We start from the raw sequence: 17,579 nt of genomic DNA on the forward strand, positions 1-17,579 counted from the left end.
TGCGAACAGGCTCTAGCGCCCGCTCCAGAGCCGCGTCTGGTCGCCCCCGAGCTTCGAGTAGTTCAGGGGGCGATGCGGTGCGGCCATGCGCTCGGCCCGTGCGTCGGGGACGAGCGCGAGCCACGCCTCGATCCAGGCGAGCTGGAAGCCCTGCACCCCCCGCTCGAAGGTGGTCTGCGCCTCGCCCGCGAGGGCCGCGACCCGCGGGCCTCCGGTCTCCAGCTCCTCCAGCGTGAAGCCCACCACGCGGTCAAGGGCGCCGCCGCAGCGCGCGCGCAGGTCGATGCCGTGGGGGCGCAGGATCGCGGCCGTGACCGCCAGCGGGGCCACCGCGTGGAGCTGGTAGTGCATGGCCCGCGGCCCGCGCCCCATCTCCTGCGGCAGCGCGCCCGCCGCATCGGCGGTGCAGGCGACGTAGGTGGCCGACCACGCCGCCCAGCCGCGCATCACGGGATCGTCCGCAAGGTCGGCGACGGCGGCGCCCGCCAGCGCGGCCCAGGCCCGAAGGTTGCCCGAGGCGGCGCCGTCGGGCGCCCGCTCCCAGAAGCGCATCTGCCGCGTCATGCGCCGCGCGAGCCACGCGGCGACGGGCGCGATCCGGGGATCGCCAGGGCGGTGCGCGGCGGCCTCGCCGGCCACGATCGCCAGCCCCGCGAGGCGCGAGCCCAAGGTGAGCGCCGCGGTCTCGGTGCCGATGCCGGCCAGCGCGTCGGCCTCGGCCCAGGCGGCGAGCCGGGCGAGGGTGCAGTCGGCGCCCGCCGCGCCCTCGTCCCCGGCGAGGGCCGTGACGAAGCTGTCGAGCGGCTCGATCGCGGCGAGCACGGCGGCCTTGCGATCCGCGTCGAGCGTCGAGCGGGTGGCGTCGCCGTCTTCGTAGCGCGACTCGAAGGCGAGGCCGAGCACGGGCGGGTGGGCCGCGCAGTCGCCCGCGGCGGCCGCGCGCGCGGACGGCGCCAGCGCCACCGCGGCGAGGAGGGCCAGCGCGGGCCCCTTCACGAGCCCGCCCCCATGCGCACCATCCGCGCCATGTCGGCGGCGCGCGGCTCGCCCAGGGCCGCGGCGCGGTCGAGCCAGTTCCGGGCGGCCTCGGCGTCGCGCAGGAGGGCCGGGCCGAGCCCGCGGATCAGGCCCGCGTCCACCATCGCGCCCGGATGGCCCGCGCGCGCGGCCTCCTCGAACCAGCGCAGCGCCGGGGCGAGGGCGGCGGGGTCCGACGCGCCGTCGCGCAGGATCGCTGCGTACTCGTAGGCGGCGGCCGGATCGCCGGAATGGGCGGCCCGCTCCAGGAGCGGCGCCACGGAGACGCGCTCCGCCACCATGCGGCGCACCTCGGGGCCGGCCCGCCGCCACGCCCGCAGCACGGGCAGGGGGCTCAGGTCGGCGCGCGCGGCCAGCTCCGCCATGCGCGCGGTGGCCACCTCGGGGTCGTAGCCCTCGAGCGCGGGGTCGGACACGAGGCGGAACGCCTCCACCGCCGCGCCCGGCTCGCCGTCGGCCGCGTCGCGCGCGGCGATGGCGGCGGCGTCGGGTGCGCGCCCCTTGGCGTGGAGCGCCATCTGCCGGTCGCTCAGGCGCAGCTTCGAGAGCACGTGGCCGCCCCGGAAGTGCAGGCCCACCTGCCGCCAGTGGTGGCTCTGCACCCCGTCGCCCCGGATCGCCGCGGCGTCGCCCAGCTCGTCGGCGTCCTTGGTGCCGCAGACCATCAGCGAGACGGCGCGGTCGGTGTAGTCCGCGACCTTGGCCTGCGGCACGAAGGGGATCGCGAACATCATGGCGAGGAAGTCTCCCCGCGCCTCGATCGCCGCCGCGAAGCGCTCGTAGACGGCCCGCGGGTCGCCGCCCTCCAGCCGCGCGAGCAGGCGGATCGCGGCGCCCTCGCCGCGGTTGCCGGCCATGGTCAGCAGGTGCGCGATCTCCTTCACGATCCCGGGGTCGCGGGCGTGGTGCTCGGTCAGCGCGATGGCGAGGTCGAGCGCGGTGGTCACGCCGTTGTTGAGGTAGATGCGGCGGAACATCTCGACCGATAGATCGCGCGCGTCCGGCGCGGCGGCCAGCGCGAATTCCAGCTCTGCGTAGTCCTCCAGCGCCTGGCGCGAGGCGCCGAGACGCGGCGCCCAGAAGCGCAGCGCCGGGTCGGGCGCACCGGCGGCCTCCAGGCGCTGCACCTGGGCGGCCACCATCGCCGGCCGGCCGTCCAGCGCCTGGCTCTGGATGCGGGCGATGGCCTCGGGGTCGCGATTGGGATCGAGGGCCAGGAGGTCGTTCTCGGTGATCCGCACGACCTCGTGGCCGGTGGCGCGGTAGGCGGCGGCCCAGTGCTCAGCCTCTTCGAGGCGGGGGGCGTCGGGAAGCTGGCACCGGAACAGCCCGTCGAGCGCGTCCATCGACTCGGCCATGCCGAAGCGGGCCACGGTCTCCTCCAGCAGGCTGATGGCGCGGTCGCGGCGGGCGGGGTCGTGGCGGTAGCGAAGGAGCATGCCCGCGAGCCGGGCCATGCCTGCGCCGTCGCCGCGGCGCACCGCCTCCTCGAGCATCCGCATCGCCTCGGGCTCCGAGGCCCAGCGGCCCCGGCGCACGGCCAGCTCGGCGGCGATCCGGGTGAACACCGCGCCGGGCGCCTCGGGCATGAGGGCGATCTCGCGCAGGTGGTCGAGGTAGATGCCGCTCTCGTCGGGCTCCAGCGTGTCGAGGTTCACGGCAAGGTCGAGATGGGGCGCCACGGTGACGGCGGCCCCGGGGTCGTGGTCGGGCCCGAGGATCGCCGCGAGCGTGCCTTCGGTCACCACGCCCTCGGCCAGCAGGCGCGCGGTCTCCCCGGGGTCGGGCCGGCGCCCGCGCGAGGCGGCGATGGCGAGGTAGCGGCGCAGGTCGGCCGGGTCCTTGGCGCCCGCCGGCGCGTCGAGGTGGCGCTGCACGATGTCCCAGGCCGCGTCCGCGTCGCCCATCTCGGCGGCGTAGCGGCGCCAGGCGAAGGCCAGCGCGGCGTCGGCGGCGACCACCTCGCCGCGCTCGTACTCGCGGGCGATGCGCAGGGCGCGGCGGCACAGGCCGGAGTCGAGCGCGCCGAGGAGCCCGCCGAACGCCATGGTGACGGTCAGGTCCAAGGGCGCGGTCCAGGCGTCGACCATCTCGCCGCGGAGCTGGAGGCGGGCGATCTCCAGGAGGGCCTCGGCGCTGCCCAGGTAGGCCGTCTCGCGCAGGATGTGCTGGCCGAACTCCTCGTCCCGCTCCACGCCGACGCCGTCGCTGTAGTAGCGCGCGAGCGCGATCCGCTCGCGGTGGCCCAGCATGTCCACCGACTCCCACAGCGCGGGCACGAGGCCCGCGGCGGCGAGCGGCGCGCCGCCGCGGCCCGCCCGCAGGTGCAGGTCGATCAGCGCGAGCGTGGCGTCCGCCTCCGAGAAGTCCACGTCCACCGCGGCGCGCCGGGCGATCAGGGCGGCGATGAAGTCGAACTGCCCCTCGGGGTCGTCCCGCATGGCGTTGCGGATGTCGCGCGCGAGGAAGCGGGCGCGGTCGGGATCGGTGAGCTCCTCCTCGTCGCCCTCCGGGTCATCGTCGATCTCCGCCTCGGCGTGATCGGGGCGGCAGGGCTCGTCCGAGGCGGCGGGGGGCGGTGCGAAGCGCAGCGCGGGCGGGCCGTCGGCCCCGGCGGGCGCGGCGAGCGCGAGGAGGGCGGTGGCGGCGAGGGTGCGGACGGCGAAGGGCGTCACGAGCGTTCCTCCGGAAGGGTGCAGACGGACAGGGCGGGGCGGGGGCCGAAGCCCGCGTCGGTCTCGATCTCGACCCCGGCGGCACCGCCCGGGAAGAGGCCGGCGAGGGGCACGTAGAAGCGTCCGCCCGTGGCCGCATCCGCGGCGCGGTGGACCGAGCGGACGCGGCGCGCGCCGTCCGCGGCCACGAACACGAACGAGGCGCGCCGGGCGCCGGGCGTGCCGGTCTCGAGGCGCAGCACCGCGCCGGGGCCCGCGGGGACCGCGGCGAGCGCCGCGCGCAGGCGGCCCGTGGCGGGGTCGGCGCCCAGCGCCATCGGGGAGGCGCAGGACGCGGCCGCAGCGGCGGTCAGCTCGGCCCAGGGCGCGTCCCCGCGCGCGGCGAGGTCGGCCCAGACCGGAAAGGCCCAGACGAGCACCTCGGGGCGGCCGGCGTCGAGGGCCGGCCCGGCCAGGAGCGAGGTGATCGCCGAGAAGGCGTCCTCGCCCTCGACGTGGAGCACCGCGTCGGCGAGGCGGCCCGTGGCCTCCTGAACGAAGCCGGCGAAGGGCTCCGCACCGCCGAGCGCCGAGGCGGCCACGGCGACCGAGGCGGCGGGCGCGGCGGCGTCGAAGCTGGGCAGGACGCGGGTGGTCCAGGCGGCGCGCTTCACGGACGGGAGGTCGCCGTCGCAGCGCGCGGCGAGGCGCGCGCGCATGGCCGAGGGAACGGGGTGCGGCGCGCCCGCCTGGCTCTCGAAGCGGCGCGGGGCGTCGGGGCGCAGCCCCGCGGCGTCGAGCGTCTCGCCCACCGCGGCGGCCAGCGCGCGCAGCCCCTCGGGCGTGGGGCGCGGGTCGAGCGCGGGGAACGGCGCGGTGCCCGCGAGCGCGAGGCGGCGCATCGCGGCGCGCCCGTCGACGGCCAGCACGCCCCGCGCGCGCAGGCGGCGCAGGTTCTCGCCGTAGAGCGAGGCGGCCATCGCGGAGTCGAAGCCCGCATGGGCAGCGAGGAGGGGCAGCTCCTCGGGCATCGCCATGCTCTTGGTGGGAACGGGCACCACCACGAGGCGGGTCCCGCCCGCGGCCAGCGCGTCGGCGAGCCGCGCGATGCGCGCGACGGTGCCGTCGGTCATCCAGTGGTCGGCATGGAGGTCGGGGTCGATGCGGAACACCGCGCCCTCGCGGCCCTCGATCATGCCGAAGCCGGGCGCCTCGATGCCGCGGCAGCCGTACTGCGACGCGGTGGCGGCGGGGGCGGCGTTGAGGGCCGCCAGGCCCAGGAGGGCGGCGGCGGCATGGCGGCGGACGGGGATCATGGGTCGGACTCCTCGGCAAGGATCGCGGCGAGCGCGGCGGCGGCGGCGGCGACGCCGGGATGGTCGGAGGCGCCGGCCTCCGCGATCAGCGCGTCGGCCTCCGCCCGGCCGGGCCAGGGCGCGGGCGCGGCGGGGCGCGTCTCCATGAGGCTGACCGCCATGGCGAGCTGTCCGCGCCCGTCGCCGGCGCGGCGCATGAGCGCGAGCATCCGCTCGCGCGTGGCATCGCTGAGGGCTCCGAACAGGCGGCCCTCGCCGTTGAACCGCTCCACCGCGTCGAGCGCTGCGGCGTTCCCCGCCCAGGCCTGCGGGTAGAGCGTGGCGATCAGGCGGCGCACGCGCTCGGGCGGCTCGGTCGCGGGGTCGAGCCGCGCCATCGCGCGCAGCATCGGGCGGAAGAGCGCGCTGCGCCCCGTGCGCACCGCGAGCGCGGCGTAGAAGGCGCGGTCCGACGCCGAGCTTTCTGGGTCGGCCAGCAAGAGACGGGCGTAGCGCTGCGCCGCCAGCCCGTCGCCCCGGTCGGCGAGGGCGCGCAGCTGCGCGGGCTCCACCGCGCCGCCCTGCTGCATGCGGCGGCGCACGGCGCGCAGGGTGGCGGGCAGCCCCTCCATGGTCCGGCGTCCCGCCTCGCTGCGCACCACGGTGGCGTCGGCCTCCGGCGCGGGCGGGATGGTCATGGGCACGGTGGCGGGCTCGGCCGCCCGCGCGGCGGCGGCGAGCGCGGCGGCGAAGCACAGCACCGCGAGCGCGAACAGGGGGGGCGAGGCGATTCTCATGCGGGGTCTCCGTCGCAGGCGGGCGCGGGGGACACGTTGCGCGCGGGCGCGCCGGCGGCCCGGAGCGTGGTCGCCTCGGCGCCACGCAGGTCCCGCGCGAGCTGCGTCGAGAAGGTGGCGAGATCGCCCCCGGCGAGGCGGGGAAGCTGCGCCGAGAAGTCGTTGGCCCGCAGCGCCACGCGCGCGGCGGTGGCGCCCACGAGGCCGGTGCCGTTGCGCTCCAGCCGGTTGGCGGTGAGCCGGGTCACCGCCTCCCCCTCCTGCGCCGAGATCCAGATGCCGGCGCTGCGGCTTCCGCTCACGAGGTTGCGGTCCACGCGCACGCCCGCGCTGCCGCGCACCTCGATGCCCTTCTGGCGGCTGCCCACGAGCACGTTGCCCTCGACCCGGCCGCAGGGCGCGCGGTCGAGCTTCACCGCGCCGCCGTCGCGGCGCCACACGAGGTTGTCGGCCACCCGCACGCCGCGGCTGTCCACGGCGACGATGGCCGCGCGCGCGCCGCCGAGCACCGCGTTGCCCTCGATGCGCGCGCCGGCGGAGCCCGCGCGCAGGCGGATCGCGTTGGTGGTGGCGGTGCCGTGGAACAGGTTGCCCGCGACCACCGCGCCGGGGCTCGCGTCGATGCGCAGCGCGCCGCGGCGCATGGCGGAGAAGCGGGTGCCCTCGACCCGTACGCCGGGCGCAGAGGCCAGCACCACGCCGCCCCCGCCGCGCAGGTGGCTGCCGAGGATCGCCGAGGGCGCGAGGGGCGGGCGCAGGGGATGGCCCAGCATGGCGAGGCCCGCGTACTTGTCGGTGATGCCGAAGCCCAGACCCGTGACCACGGTGCGCTGCATCCACAGCGATCCGGTGCCGGCCACGGCGACGAAGGGCGCGAAGGCGGGCACGGCGGCGTTCGCCGGGCCGTGCGCCTCGATGCGGGCGCCGTCGGCCTCGATGCGCCCGAAGGCCAGCACGAAGGCCCCGTGGGCCCGCGCGAGCGCCAGCATCTCGCCGGGGCGCAGGAGCAGCACGGCGTCGGGCATCACCACCAGCGGCACCCGGACGGGGCCGTCCTCGGGCTGGAGGCCCGTGGCCCGCAGGCCCTCGCGCACGGTGTCGAGCGTGGCCACGCCGCCCTCGAGGGCCAGCGCCACGTCGCCGCGGGCGCCCTGGGCCGCGCGCACCCGTTCGTCGTCGGCGCGGGTGCTTCCCTGCGAGAGCATCGCGAGCGCGAGGCGCAGGTCGAAGGGCACCGCGCGGGCGACCGCGTCGGGCGGCGCGGCGCGGGGGGGTGGGAATCCCGCGGGCGGGGGGGCCGTCATGCCGGCGGCGGCGCGCAGGGCTCCGAGGTCGAAGGGACCTTCGGCCTCGGCGGCCGCATCGAGCGCCGCGGCGGCCGTCCCGAGGCGCGCGTCCATGTCGCGCGCCGCGGCGGGGGGCGGCGCGGGCGGGGGGGGCGCGGACTCCGGTGCTAGCGCGGCGGCGGGGGCGGCGGGATCCGTCGCCGCGGGGGGCGGGGCGAAGGTCGGGACGGGCACGGCGGCCGGCGCGGCCGGCGATGCGGGCACCGCGCCGAAATCCGGATCGGGGCCGAGGCCGAAGTCCGGGCCGAGGTCGGTCGCGGAGGAGGCGGGCGGGTCCGCCGGGGCGACGAGGTCGAAGGGCAGCGCCGGCGCGAAGGCCGAGGAGGACAGCAGCGAGGCGCCGCCGTCGGCGCCCGCGGCGCGGGCCTCCGGCACGGCGGGCGCGACGGCGCACGACGCCAGCAGCACCAGCGCCGCGGCGGTCCGTCCGGTTGCCCGGGTCTCAGCCATGGGCGAGGCGCGGCGGCTTGGGCGGGCCGGGCCGGTCCGGCGAGGAGCCGGAGACCGGGCCCTCGTCGTCGCCGAGCGTGACGTAGAGGAGGGTCGTGGGGCGGTCCGAGAGGTTGCGCAGCTCCACGGGCCCGTCCTCGTCGGCATAGACGCGGCCGCCCTCGCGGACCTCCTTGGTCCAGGCCGGCCCGGTGGCGCGCAGGTGCCCGCGCACCACGATCGCCTGGTGCGTGCGCGCCCCCGGCGCCATCGTGGAGCCGCGGCCCACGGCGATCTCGGAGGTGCCGAGGCGCAGACCTTCGGCGGCGGCGTCGGCCGGGTCGAAGCCGAGCGGCGCGACGGCCGTGCTGGGAAGCGGCACCATCGACGGCTCGGGCGCGTCGGCGTGGCGCACCGCCTCTAGGCGCGCGGTCTCGCCGAGGCGGGCCACCACGTCCTTCACGCGCTGGCCCTCGTCGATGTGGGCGACCAGGAGGGCGTCCGCGGTCTCCACCACCACCACGTTCTCGAGACCCACCACGCTCACGAGGCGGCTCTCGGCCCGCACGAAGGTGTTGCGGGTGCCCATGGCGATCACGTCGCCCTGCAGCACGTTGCCGTCGCCGTCGGGGCGGGCCACCGCGTGCATGGCCTTCCAAGAGCCCACGTCGTCCCACTCCACGTCGAGGGGGGCGAGCGCCACGAGCGGCGAGCTCTCGAACACCAGCGCCTCGGTGGGCTCGGCGGCGGCGAGCATGAACGAGGCGCCCGCGAGGTGCAGCGAGCCCTCGCCGCGGGTGCCGGCCTGCACAGCGGCGCGCACGTGGGCGGCGCTTTCGGGGTCGACGCGGGCGTACTCCGCGATGAGGGTCCGGGCCGCGAACATCGACAGGCCTGAGGCCCAGTAGGCGCCGCCGGCCTCGATCAGCGCGGCGGCCTCCGCGGCGGGGGGCTTCTCCACGAAGCGGGCCACGGCGCGCAGGGGGCCGGGGTGGCCGGCGAGGGGGCCGTCGTCGATTACGTAGCCGAAGCCGCTCTCGGCGTAGCGGGGCGGGATGCCGAAGGTGACGATGCGCCCCGCGCGGGCGGCGAGCACGCAGCCCGCGATGGCCTCGCCCATGTCGCCCTCGATCACGTGGTCGGCGGGCACCACGACCATGATCGTGTCGGGGTCCTCCTCCACGGCGGCCTCGCAGGCGGCCAGCACCGCGGGGCCGGTGTTGCGGCCCATGGGCTCGCACAGGATGCGGGCCTCGACGCCGATCTCGCGCAGCTGCGCGCGCACCGTGCCCTCGTGGGCGGCGCCGGTGACGATCAGCGGATCGCCGTGGACGGGGCCGCGGTGGCGCAGCACGGCCGCCTGGAAGAAGGTGGGGCTGTCGGGCCCGGCCACGCGCTGAAACTGCTTGGGGGCCTGACGCCGCGAGAGGGGCCAGAGCCTGGTGCCGTTTCCGCCGCAGACGATGAGGGGGGTGACGGTCATGTTCCGAACTCCGGCAGGAGGCCGCCCAGGAGCGGCGTGGTGATCAGGAGGCGTCCGGCGAGGCCGGCGTCGGCCTCCGAGAGGGCGCCGTCGGGCAGCACGAGGCTCACGGGCACGAACATCTCGCCGCGCATGGCGGCCGCGGTGGCGGCCTCGCCCGCGGCGACCTCGACCCGGAACGAGCGTCCGTCCGCGAGGCGCAGCGTCGCGTGGTCGCCGTTGAGCACGCGGGCGAAGCCCTCGACGCTCATCATGGTGCGCGCGCCCAGCTCCGGCTCGGCGTCGAGCAGCGTCAGCACGGTGTCGGTGGGCAGCAGCGTCGCGCCCTCGCGCAGCCCCGGCGCGACGCGCACCTCGCAGTCGCAGGGCATCGCGAAGTTCAGCACGTCGCCCGCGTTCGAGGCGATCGCGAAGACCACCTCGCCCTCGGCCGCATCCGGCGCGAGGTAGCTCAGCTGGCCCGGCGCGGTGGCGCGCATCCCCATGCCGCCGGTCTCCACGAACACGGGGTGCAGCTCGGTGGCGGTGGTGGCGCGGTGGGTCAGCACCCCCGCCGCCGCGACGATCAGCGCCGCGCTCAGGGCGATGCTGGCGAGGCTGCGGATGCGCGCGCGCAGGTCCGCCCGGGGCGAGGCCGCGGCCTTGGGCTTCGGGGCGCCAGCGGGGCCGCTGTAGCGCAGGAGGCCGTCCACGCCCGCGACCTCGCCGGCGATCACCGCATTGAGCAGGTAGCGCAGCTGCGGCAGGTGCGGCCCCGTGGGGTCGGCGAAGGCCAGGAGCACCGCGCCGCCCGGCTCGGCGGCGCGCACGAGCACCTCGGGCGCGAGCGTGACCGAGAAGCCGGGAAACTCCACCTGCAGGCGCGCGATGCCGCCGGCGCCCGGCTCGGGAACGCCGCCCTCGGCCTCGGCGGTGGCCACGAGATGGGTCATCGACAGGCGCTCGCCGCGCAGGCGCATGCCGCCCAGGGTCAGCGCGAAGGGCACCGCCAGGAGGGGGTGCTCGTCGAGGTGGGCGAAATCGGCCGGAACGTGCCGTGCGAAGGTCATTGCGGATCCTATTCCACAGAGTTCACGAACAGGATGGCGACGGTGAGCCATCCGAGGGCCAGCGCGTGCATGGCCGTGGATTCGAAGCGCCGGAGACGTTGCATCCCCGTCAGCGCCGCCGCCGCGCCGGAGCCCTGGCGGGTCCACTTCTGGCGGTCGAGGCGGAAGAACACGAAGGTCTTCACCAGCGCGCCAGCGACCTGCCCGAAGTAGAGGATCGGCGGGTGGGTGACCGGGAACCAGGTGCCGCGGAACAGGGCGATGTAGGCGCAGAAGACGTAGCGGGTGAACAGCACCCAAGCGACGTAGAGCGGGATCGCCTCGGGCTTGCCGGCGAGCGCGGCGATCGCCACCGAGATCGGGCCGACGAGGGTGGTGAACATCGACACGCGCTGGTCGAGGATCGACCACCAGGTGAAGGGCCCCATGCGGCGCACGCCTAGGCGCAGGGCCCGGCCGTTAGTGCGCATCATGTTGCCGAACCACCGCGTCATCAGCGTCTGGGCGCTGTCGAGGAAGGTGTCGCGGGGCTGGGTCTCGACCGAGGCCGAGCGCACGTCCGGAAGGTAGGCCGTCTTGTAGCCGCGGCTCAGCAGCCAGTACCAAGTGGACTTGTCGTCGCCCGTCAGGAAGTCGACGCGCCCCAGGCGCCAGTGGTCGAGGTAGTCGCGCTCGACGCCCGCGATCATGCCCGGGTCGGTCACCAGCGAGGCGCGGAACACGCTCATCCGGCCCGTGAGGGTCAGCACGCGGTTCGACAGGCCCATGGAGCACATCATCACCTGGCGCTGGTCGAAGCGCAGCGTGAACCAGTCCTTGTAGAGCCCCTCGCGGTCGATGATCGCGGCCTCGTCGGTGGTCAGCGCGCCCACGGTGGGGTCGGTGAACACGGGCGCGGCGCGGGCCCAGATGTCCTCGGGCACGCAGGTGTCGCCGTCCACGAACACGGTGATGTCGCGGTCCGAGGGCGCCATCGCGGCCAGGATGCGCATGGCCTTGCCCATGGCGTCGCGCTTGCCGGCCGCCGCGATGCGGTCGATCACGAGGCGCACGCCGCCCATGTCGATCGGCATGGTCTCGAACACGGCGCGGATCAGGCGCGCGTCCTTGCCGTCCACCACCGAGGCCACCACGGTCGCCCCGTCGCGCGCGGCGGCGGCGGCGCGGAACACGGTGCGGTACACCATCAGCGTGGTGTCCTCGTCCACGAGGTAGGTGGTGACCATGAAGAAGCAGTGCGAGGGGCGCGGCTCGGCCGCGAAGCGCGCCTCGCGCTCGCGGCGCCAGCGCGGATAGACCAGCCCGCGGAAGATCGCGGCGCGCGTGAAGTTGATCGTGGCCCAGCTGTAGCGCCAAGCCCCGAGCACGCCCACCACCACGACCGCCGTGCGGACCTCGGGCTCGCCGAGGAAGCCGCTCGGCACCATCGACGCGAGCAGCGCGACGAGGCCGAAGAAGGCGGCGTGGGGGAGGACGTGGCGCATCCGGGACCTACCAGCAGATGCCGCTGTAGGCGCCGTCGCTGCGGCGGGTCCGGTTCATGCGGGTGAGATCCACCACGGGGCGCGAGTCGACCGCGCGCTCCAGCGCGTCCACGGCGCCGGCGTAGAAGTTGCCCACCAGCACGGTGCCCGACGCCTCGATCAGCGCGTCGAGCGAGTTCTCCATCCGCTCGGCGAGGTCGGGCACGCCCTCGTTGCCGCGGCCCGCGCCGGGGGTGCCGGCGTCGAAGGCCTCCTGCACGAAGGGGTCGTAGACGCGCACGTCCACGCCGCGGGCGATCAGGCGCGCGGCCAGCGCCACGAGGGGGCTCTCGCGCAGGTCGTCGGTCCCGGGCTTGAACGAGATGCCCACGAAGCCCACGGAGCGGGCGCCCGAGGCCAGAACCAGCGCCTCGGCGCGGGCGATCTGATCCTCGTTCGACTGCAGCACCGCGTCGAGCAGGCGGTGGGAGCCGCCCGTGTCCTCGGCGAGGCGCCGCAGGGCGCGCACGTCCTTGGGCAGGCACGAGCCGCCGAACGCGAAGCCGGGGCGCATGAAGTAGGGCGACATGGCCGCCTTGGTGTCGGAGCACAGGATCTCCATCACCGACTGGCCGTCGATCCCGCTGGCCTTGGCGATGTTGCCGATCTCGTTGGCGAAGGTGACCTTCACCGCGCGCCAGGTGTTCGAGGTGTACTTCACCATCTCGGCGGTCGCGAGGTCGGTGCGGTGGATCGGCCAGTCCACGCCGGCGTTCAGCCCCTCCAGGAGGTCGCCGGTCGCCGCGTCGAGGGCGCCGAACACCACCAGCCCGGGGTCGGCGTGGTCCGCGATCGCGGTGCTCTCGCGCAGGAACTCGGGGTAGTAGCCGACGCCGAAGCCGGTGCCGGCGCGCTTGCCCGAGGCGCGCTCCAGCGCGGGGATGCAGGCGCGCTCGGTGCTGCCCGGCACGATCGTGGAGCGGATCACAACGGAGTGGAACGCGTCCTTCGCGGCCAGCGCGGCGCCGATCTGCTCGCACACCGCCGTGACGTAGCCGAGACCCACGGAGCCGTCCTCGGCCGAGGGCGTGCCCACGCAGACCAGCGAGGCGTCGGTGGCGGCGATGGCCTCGGCGGTGTCGGTGGTGGCGCGCAGGCGGCCCGAGGCCACGGTCTCGCGCACGAGGTCGTCGATCCCCTCCTCGACGATGGGCGAGCGGCCCGCGGCGATCGACGCGACCTTCCCGGGATCGACGTCGACGGCCACGACCTCGTGGCCGTCACGGGCCAGGCAGGCGGCCGAGACGACCCCGACGTAACCGATTCCGAAAATGCTGATGCGCGCCATGGGAGGCCCTTTCGCGTTAACCGTGTCTGCGGGTTTTCAAAGCAGTCGCCGCCGTTCCCCCCATCGCGCAACAATGGCTTCGCGTCGTCGCCGGGTCGGCCACGCCGACGTGTCGAGGCGGATACATCAAGGCGCGATTGCGGCGGCCGGAGGGCGGGGCGGACACAGTTGCGCCGGCTGTGCGCCCGCCCGAACCCATCGCCGCGCGCGAGCGGCGCTCTCCTCTTGCGCGAGCGCAACGGGGGATTCGCACGAACGCGAAGGCCGTCCCCTACGGCCCGGCGGTTGACCCCCCTCGCCGCGTCGTGCCCCCTGCCGCCGGGACGCGCGCGGGCGCCGGAACGGGGGACGGATCGATGACGGACTTCTTCGAGGGAATGGCGCCGCTGCGCTTCGATCCCGAGGCCGAGGGCGCGGCGTTCCGCCACTACGATCCGGACCGCGTGGTGATGGGCAAGCGGCTGGAGGACCACCTGCGCTTCGCGGTGGCCTACTGGCACAGTCTGGCCGCCGACGGCAGCGACCCGTTCGGCGGCCCGACCTTCCTGCGCCCCTGGGCGGGGGAGGGCATGGCCGCCGCCCGCGCCAAGGCGGATGCGGCCTTCCGCCTGTTCGAGATCCTGGGCGTCCCGTTCTTCTGCTGGCACGACGCCGACATCCGCCCCGAGGGCGTGACCTTCGCCGAGAGCCGGCGGAACCTCGAGGCGATGGTCGACTACTTCGCCGAGAAGATGGAAGGCGCGAAGGTCCGGCTCCTGTGGGGCACGGCCAACCTCTTCACCCACCGCCGCTTCATGGCGGGCGCCGCCACCAACCCCGACCCGGACGTGTTCGCCTGGTCGGCGGCGACCATCAAGGCGTGCTTGGACGCCACCCACCGGCTGGGCGGCGAGAACTACGTGCTCTGGGGCGGGCGCGAGGGCTACGAGACGCTGCTCAACACCGACATGGGCCGCGAGATGGAGCAGATGGGCCGGATGCTGTCGATGGTGGTCGACTACAAGCACCGCATCGGATTCAGGGGCCAGATCCTCGTGGAGCCCAAGCCGCAGGAGCCGTCGAAGCACCAGTACGACTTCGACGTGGCCACCTGCTACGGCTTCCTCCAGCGCTTCGGGCTGGAGGGCGAGGTGAAGCTGAACATCGAGCAGGGCCACGCGATCCTGGCCGGCCACAGCTTCGAGCACGAGCTGGCGCTGGCGCGAGAACTGGGGGTGCTGGGCTCGATCGACATGAACCGCAATGACTACCAGTCGGGCTGGGACACCGACCAGTTCCCGAACAACGTCCCCGAGGTCGCGCTCGCCTACTATGAGGTCCTGCGCGCCGGCGGGCTGGGGCAGGGAGGCACCAACTTCGACGCCAAGCTGCGGCGGCAGTCGCTGGATGCCGCCGACCTCGTGGAGGCCCATGCGGGCGCGATGGACGTGTGTGCGCGGGGGCTGATCGCGGCGGCGGCGATGTTGGAGGACGGTCGCTTTGAGCAGGCGCGGGCCGAGCGCTACGCGGGATGGGACGCCCCGGAGGCGCAGGCGATGCTCGGCAGCGACCTCGCCGCCATCGCCGAGCGGGTGGAGCGCGAGGGGATCGACCCCCGGCCGCGCTCGGGCCGGCAGGAGCGGCTGGAGAACCTGGTGAACCGCCACCTCTGACCCGCGGTCCCCCATTGACCGCCCCTCGGGCGGGGCAGACAACGGCGGGCGCAATTCCTCCCGGAGGCCCCGCGATGAGCAACGCACGCAACTTCTACATCGACGGCGCCTGGGTGGCGCCGCGCGACGGCACCGCGTTCGGCGTGGTGGACCCCTCGACCGAGGAGGTCGCGGAGACCATCTCGCTCGGCGGCCGGGCCGACACCGACGCCGCGGTGGCCGCCGCCAAGGCCGCGTTTCCGCGCTGGCGCCTGAGCACGAAGGCCGAGCGGCTCGACCTCCTGCGCGAGATCCTCTCGGTCTACGAGCGCCGCTCGGGCGACATGGCCGAGGCGATCAGCCGCGAGATGGGCGCGCCCATCGACATGGCGCGGGTGCAGCAGTCGGGCGCCGGCTCGGGTCACCTCAAGGCGTTCATCGACGCCCTCGCGGACTTCGCGTTCGAGTTCCCGCTGCGCGAGGGCGAGGAGGACACCCGCATCATCCGCGAGCCGATCGGCGTCTGCGCGCTGATCACGCCGTGGAACTGGCCCATGAACCAGATCACGCTGAAGGTGATGCCGGCGCTGGCCACGGGCTGCACCATGGTGCTGAAGCCCTCCGAGCAGTCGCCGCTGTCGGGCCTCCTGTTCACCGAGATCCTCCACGAGGCGGGCGTGCCGGCGGGCGTCTACAACATGGTCAACGGCGACGGGCCGGGCGTGGGCTCGCAGCTGTCCGCGCACCCCGACGTGGACATGGTCAGCTTCACCGGGTCCACGCGCGCCGGCACCGCGATCACCAAGGCCGCCGCCGACACCGTGAAGCGCGTCTCGTTGGAGCTGGGCGGCAAGGGCGCCAACCTCGTGTTCGCCGACGCCGACCCCAAGGCCGTGGCGGGGGGCATCGCGCGGTGCTTCAACAACACCGGCCAGTCGTGCAACGCGCCCACCCGCATGCTGGTGGAGCGCTCGCGCTACGCCGAGGCGGTGGAGCAGGCGCGCGAGGCCGCCGAGGCCACGAGCGTCAATGCGGCTTCCGAGGGCGGGCGCCACATTGGGCCGCTGGTCTCCGAGGCGCAGTTCGAGAAGGTGCAGGCGCTGATCCAGGCCGGCATCGACGAGGGCGCGCGGCTGGTGGCGGGCGGCACGGGTCGCCCCGAGGGCCTGAACCGCGGCTTCTACGTGCGCCCCACCGTGTTCGCGGACTGCACGAACGACATGCGCATCATGCGCGAGGAGATCTTCGGCCCCGTGCTGGGGATGATGCCGTTCGACAGCGAGGACGAGGCGGTCGCCATCGCCAACGACACGCCCTATGGCCTCACCAACTACGTGCAGACCTCGGACCCGGAGCGGGCGCGGCGGGTCGCGCGCGCCCTGCGCTCGGGCATGGTGGACATGAACGGGCGCGCCCGCGGCCCCGGCAGCCCGTTCGGCGGCATGAAGCAGTCCGGCAACGGCCGCGAGGGCGGCCGCTGGGGCCTCGAGGAGTTCGTCGAGGTCCGCGCCATCGGGGGCTGGCCGCCCGAATAAGGGGGGCCTCTAGCGCCGGGGCGTCAGGCCCCGGCGTAGTGCTTCAGGGCAGCCTCGGTGCCGTCCTGCCAGATCATCCCGAGCCAGCGCGCGAAGGCGTCGGCGAAGCGCGACCGGTCGGCGAGGTCGCCGTAGAGGTGGCGCTGCTCCAGCCATGCGGCGGGGCGGTCCTTCGCGGCGGTGGCGGCCTCGTGGAGCTGGTCCCAGATCGGGTCGTTCGCCTCGATGCGGGAGCCGTCCTCGCGGGTGCCGGCGCACATGCGCGCCCACATCGCCTCGACCAGCGCCAGCCCCTCGACCGGCACGCCCGCAGCCAGCCCGTCGCGGATGATGGGGTGGAGGAAGCCGGTGTGGCGCGACGAGCCGTCGAAGGCCACGCGGCGCACGGTGTCGACGATGCGCGGGTTCGCGAAGCGGCGCGCGATCAGGTCCACGTAGGCCTCGGGGGTCATGCCCGGGACGGGGGCCACGTGGGGCGCGATCTCCTCGCGCTCGACCTTGCGGAAGAGCGCCGCGATGAGGGGGTTCTCCATGCAGCCCGAGATGGTCTCGACGCCGAGCAGCTCGCCCGGCGTGGCGATCACCTGGTGGCCCGCGTTGAGGATGCGGATCTTCATGGCCTCGTAGGCGTGCACCTCGTCGGTGAAGGTGGCGCCGGCCTCGTCCCAGGGCGGGCGGCCCGCGCAGAACCTGTCCTCGATCACCCACTGGCGGAAGTTCTCGTGGGTCACGGGCGCGTCGTCCTCGATCCCCAGCTCGCGCACGAGGGCCAGCTCGTTCGGCCCCGTGGCGGGGGCGATAGAGTCGACCATGGAGTTCGGGAACGCGGAGTTCGCGTCGATCCAGTCGGCCAGCTCCGGGTCCGAGAGCCGGGCGAGCGAGACCACGGTCTGGCGCAGCACGTCGCCGTTGCCCTGGAGGTTGTCGCAGCTCTGGCAGGTGAAGGCGGGGTGCCCGGCGTCGCGGCGCCGGCGCAGGGCCTCGATCATGGCGCCGAAGGCGGTGCGCGGGCCGCCGGGATTCTCGGCGTCGTGGCGGATGTCCTCGTGCGCGGCGGCGAAGCCCTTGGTGGCGGGGTCCACGTAGTAGCCGCCCTCGGTCACGGTCAGGGCGACGATGCGGATGTCCGGTTGCGCCATGCGCTCGATCAGGGGACCATGGCCCTCCTCGACGGGGACGAAGTCGATCATGGAGCCGATCACCTCAGCCGAGGTGCCCTCGGGCGACAGCTCGATCAGCGTGGTCAGGCAGTCCTGCGCCAGCAGCCGCTCGCGCATCTTCGCATCGGGGGCGCGCACGCCGGCGCCGACGATGGCCCAGTCGTGGGCGAGGCCCGCGTCCATGAGGCGGTGGAGGTACCAGGCCTGGTGGGCGCGGTGGAAGTTGCCCAGACCGATGTGCACGATGCCCGCCGAGAGCTTCGAGCGGTCGTAGCGGGGCACCCGCACCCCTTCCGGGAGCTGCCCGAGGGTCTCGTTGCTCAGTCGCATCGTCTTCTCCTGTGTGCGGGG

The 17,579-nt window shown here is 75.2% G+C and carries 12 protein-coding genes; 2 read left to right on the plus strand and 10 right to left on the minus strand.

Annotated features, from left to right (window positions below; all coding sequences use genetic code 11):
- Nucleotides 1-12: 12 nt before the first annotated feature.
- Genes K3554_RS03410 through K3554_RS03450 form a run of 9 tightly spaced genes read right to left on the minus strand, consistent with a single transcriptional unit; the run spans nt 13 to nt 12,902 of the window.
- Nucleotides 13-996: an alginate lyase family protein gene (locus K3554_RS03410; RefSeq protein ID WP_259943568.1), complete on the minus strand. Its 984-nt coding sequence runs from the start codon at nt 994-996 to the stop codon at nt 13-15.
- Nucleotides 993-3,713: a hypothetical protein gene (locus K3554_RS03415; RefSeq protein WP_259943570.1), complete on the minus strand. Its 2,721-nt coding sequence runs from the start codon at nt 3,711-3,713 to the stop codon at nt 993-995. Before K3554_RS03415 ends, K3554_RS03410 begins: the two co-directional genes overlap by 4 nt.
- The gene (locus tag K3554_RS03420) at nt 3,710-5,008 is read right to left on the minus strand and encodes an alginate O-acetyltransferase AlgX-related protein (protein ID WP_259943573.1); all 1,299 of its coding nucleotides are present in this window, start codon (nt 5,006-5,008) and stop codon (nt 3,710-3,712) included. Before K3554_RS03420 ends, K3554_RS03415 begins: the two co-directional genes overlap by 4 nt.
- Nucleotides 5,005-5,784 carry a hypothetical protein gene (locus K3554_RS03425; RefSeq protein ID WP_259943576.1) on the minus strand — a complete coding sequence of 260 codons (780 nt, stop codon included), beginning with the start codon at nt 5,782-5,784 and terminating at the stop codon, nt 5,005-5,007. The genes K3554_RS03420 and K3554_RS03425 overlap by 4 nt, the downstream gene beginning before the upstream one ends.
- Complete coding sequence (locus K3554_RS03430) at nt 5,781-7,580, minus strand: right-handed parallel beta-helix repeat-containing protein (RefSeq protein ID WP_259943579.1); 1,800 nt, start codon at nt 7,578-7,580, stop codon at nt 5,781-5,783. Before K3554_RS03430 ends, K3554_RS03425 begins: the two co-directional genes overlap by 4 nt.
- The gene (locus tag K3554_RS03435) at nt 7,573-9,042 is read right to left on the minus strand and encodes a sugar phosphate nucleotidyltransferase (protein WP_259943582.1); all 1,470 of its coding nucleotides are present in this window, start codon (nt 9,040-9,042) and stop codon (nt 7,573-7,575) included. The genes K3554_RS03430 and K3554_RS03435 overlap by 8 nt, the downstream gene beginning before the upstream one ends.
- Nucleotides 9,039-10,091 carry a hypothetical protein gene (locus tag K3554_RS03440; RefSeq protein WP_259943583.1) on the minus strand — a complete coding sequence of 351 codons (1,053 nt, stop codon included), beginning with the start codon at nt 10,089-10,091 and terminating at the stop codon, nt 9,039-9,041. Before K3554_RS03440 ends, K3554_RS03435 begins: the two co-directional genes overlap by 4 nt.
- A gap of 8 nt (nt 10,092-10,099) precedes the next feature.
- Nucleotides 10,100-11,575 (minus strand): glycosyltransferase family 2 protein, encoded by a 1,476-nt coding sequence (locus tag K3554_RS03445; RefSeq protein WP_259943585.1) that lies wholly within the window; start codon nt 11,573-11,575, stop codon nt 10,100-10,102.
- 7 nt (nt 11,576-11,582) lie between these two features.
- A complete protein-coding gene (locus K3554_RS03450) occupies nt 11,583-12,902 on the minus strand; it encodes a nucleotide sugar dehydrogenase (protein WP_259943595.1) in 1,320 nt (439 codons plus the stop codon).
- A gap of 356 nt (nt 12,903-13,258) precedes the next feature.
- Between K3554_RS03450 and xylA the strand changes: the two genes are divergently transcribed.
- Together xylA and K3554_RS03460 are read left to right on the plus strand one after the other, a co-directional pair.
- The gene (xylA, locus tag K3554_RS03455; protein WP_259943598.1) at nt 13,259-14,554 is read left to right on the plus strand and encodes a xylose isomerase; all 1,296 of its coding nucleotides are present in this window, start codon (nt 13,259-13,261) and stop codon (nt 14,552-14,554) included.
- A 74-nt stretch (nt 14,555-14,628) separates the two neighbouring features.
- Nucleotides 14,629-16,068, plus strand: coding sequence for an aldehyde dehydrogenase family protein (locus tag K3554_RS03460; RefSeq protein WP_259943601.1), 1,440 nt, complete (start codon nt 14,629-14,631; stop codon nt 16,066-16,068).
- 23 nt (nt 16,069-16,091) lie between these two features.
- On the opposite strand, the gene K3554_RS03465 is transcribed toward K3554_RS03460, so the two are convergent.
- Nucleotides 16,092-17,558 (minus strand): mannitol dehydrogenase family protein, encoded by a 1,467-nt coding sequence (locus tag K3554_RS03465; protein ID WP_259943603.1) that lies wholly within the window; start codon nt 17,556-17,558, stop codon nt 16,092-16,094.
- Nucleotides 17,559-17,579 lie beyond the last annotated feature (21 nt).

The sequence above is a fragment of the Jannaschia sp. W003 genome, assembly GCF_025144335.1.
Taxonomy (GTDB): Bacteria; Pseudomonadota; Alphaproteobacteria; order Rhodobacterales; family Rhodobacteraceae; genus Jannaschia.

Bases quoted from the DNA above. Each gene is read 5' to 3' on its own strand.
- K3554_RS03420 (WP_259943573.1), bottom strand. From the start codon at position 5,008: ATGATCCCCGTCCGCCGCCATGCCGCCGCCGCCCTCCTGGGCCTGGCG.
- K3554_RS03425 (WP_259943576.1), bottom strand. From the start codon at position 5,784: ATGAGAATCGCCTCGCCCCCCCTGTTCGCGCTCGCGGTGCTGTGCTTC.
- K3554_RS03430 (WP_259943579.1), bottom strand. From the start codon at position 7,580: ATGGCTGAGACCCGGGCAACCGGACGGACCGCCGCGGCGCTGGTGCTG.
- K3554_RS03435 (WP_259943582.1), bottom strand. From the start codon at position 9,042: ATGACCGTCACCCCCCTCATCGTCTGCGGCGGAAACGGCACCAGGCTC.
- K3554_RS03440 (WP_259943583.1), bottom strand. From the start codon at position 10,091: ATGACCTTCGCACGGCACGTTCCGGCCGATTTCGCCCACCTCGACGAG.
- K3554_RS03445 (WP_259943585.1), bottom strand. From the start codon at position 11,575: ATGCGCCACGTCCTCCCCCACGCCGCCTTCTTCGGCCTCGTCGCGCTG.
- K3554_RS03450 (WP_259943595.1), bottom strand. From the start codon at position 12,902: ATGGCGCGCATCAGCATTTTCGGAATCGGTTACGTCGGGGTCGTCTCG.
- xylA (WP_259943598.1), top strand. From the start codon at position 13,259: ATGACGGACTTCTTCGAGGGAATGGCGCCGCTGCGCTTCGATCCCGAG.
- K3554_RS03460 (WP_259943601.1), top strand. From the start codon at position 14,629: ATGAGCAACGCACGCAACTTCTACATCGACGGCGCCTGGGTGGCGCCG.
- K3554_RS03465 (WP_259943603.1), bottom strand. From the start codon at position 17,558: ATGCGACTGAGCAACGAGACCCTCGGGCAGCTCCCGGAAGGGGTGCGG.